Below are 1,271 nucleotides of genomic sequence, written 5' to 3'. Positions count from 1 at the left end.
TCGATATTAATTGATTTCCACGAAAATTGGGAAAATAACGCTCGGACATTCTTACAAGTGTAATGTGCATGATGACCAGATGATATAACTACATTGAGACTTTTACACAAGATTATGGACTTGACAAATATACTGGAGGTAAACACATGGACAAACCGTTTGAATTGCAATTTTATGAATGCTTAAATGAAAGGTGCGAACTACCGACTTCTGTCAAAAACAGACTAGCCAGACAACAAGTCGGTTACGAAGGACACTTAGATTTTATTAATATACTGAGGGATAATCTCCCCGGACATTTTGTAATATTAAATGATATTTTCTATAAATTGCCTTATAAATTTACTCAAATTGATACGATTTTAATTACAGTTCATGCGATTTACCGATTTGAAGTGAAAAATTTACTCAGTGAATTTACGTATAAGGAAGGATTTTGGTACCGAAAAGGTGAGCGGCTGTCGCGTAATTTCTTTACCCAAGTCAAACGAGCGGGAGAAATTTTTGAGGAAATTATTCAAAATGATGGACTTTATTTTCCTGTGGAATCGCAACTGGTGTTTATCAATGAGGACGATACGGTTAAAATTTTCGATCAGGAAAATGTCAGCCCCTATTTAATGCGGTGGGAACTGCGATCATATTTGAAAAAAGTGGTTGAAGATAGCCGAGGAGGCTCGATGAATCCGAAAGAAGTCGCAAAGTACTTAATGAGCAAAGCAACTGAAGGGCATTTAGTGAGTGAGGTGATGGACAAGAAATTGCGCGCCTTAGCGCGGAGTGGTATCCTGTGTGAAAATTGTGATAGCTGGCGAGTAGATGTGATATCGCGACGCTATCATATATTGTGTAAAAATTGCGGGCGCCAAGAACCAAAACAAAGAGCGGTTCTGCGCACGATTTGTGATTATGGCGTTTTGTATTACGAATGCCACTGACGAAAAGTTCGGTGACTGAATTTATTGGCGAACCAAGTCTAGAGTATATTATTAAGCGGACTTTACGAAATTATTTTGAATTACACTCAAAAGGGAAGGCATCAACTTATGTCAACCCGGCAAAACGAATGAAGTTTGCCTTTAAAGATGAGGAATTTAGATATTATTCAAAATAGGGCGTCGTGAAGTCGCGCGATGCTCCGGAAACTGATAAAGCCCATATAATTGTGTAAAAGTAAAAAACCATAATAATCTCTTTGGTACAATGTAGTTGACAGACAAACATTGAAAGGAAGATTATTATGGCTCAATTAAATATTACCTTAAATTTAG

At 37.2% G+C, this 1,271-nt stretch carries 2 protein-coding genes; both read left to right on the top strand.

Annotated elements, in window-relative coordinates:
• Nucleotides 1-146: 146 nt before the first annotated feature.
• Nucleotides 147-938 carry a nuclease-related domain-containing protein gene (locus ACEN33_RS12375; protein ID WP_407095205.1) on the top strand — a complete coding sequence of 264 codons (792 nt, stop codon included), beginning with the start codon at nt 147-149 and terminating at the stop codon, nt 936-938.
• A gap of 11 nt (nt 939-949) precedes the next feature.
• Nucleotides 950-1,114: a hypothetical protein gene (locus tag ACEN33_RS12370; protein WP_407095204.1), complete on the top strand. Its 165-nt coding sequence runs from the start codon at nt 950-952 to the stop codon at nt 1,112-1,114.
• Nucleotides 1,115-1,271 lie beyond the last annotated feature (157 nt).

Origin of the sequence: Ruoffia sp. FAM 24228 (assembly GCF_045528575.1) — a bacterium.
Lineage (GTDB): Bacteria > Bacillota > Bacilli > Lactobacillales > Aerococcaceae > Ruoffia > Ruoffia halotolerans.
Note: the sequence above shows the minus strand (reverse complement) of the source record. Positions and strands in the feature narration are given on the sequence as shown.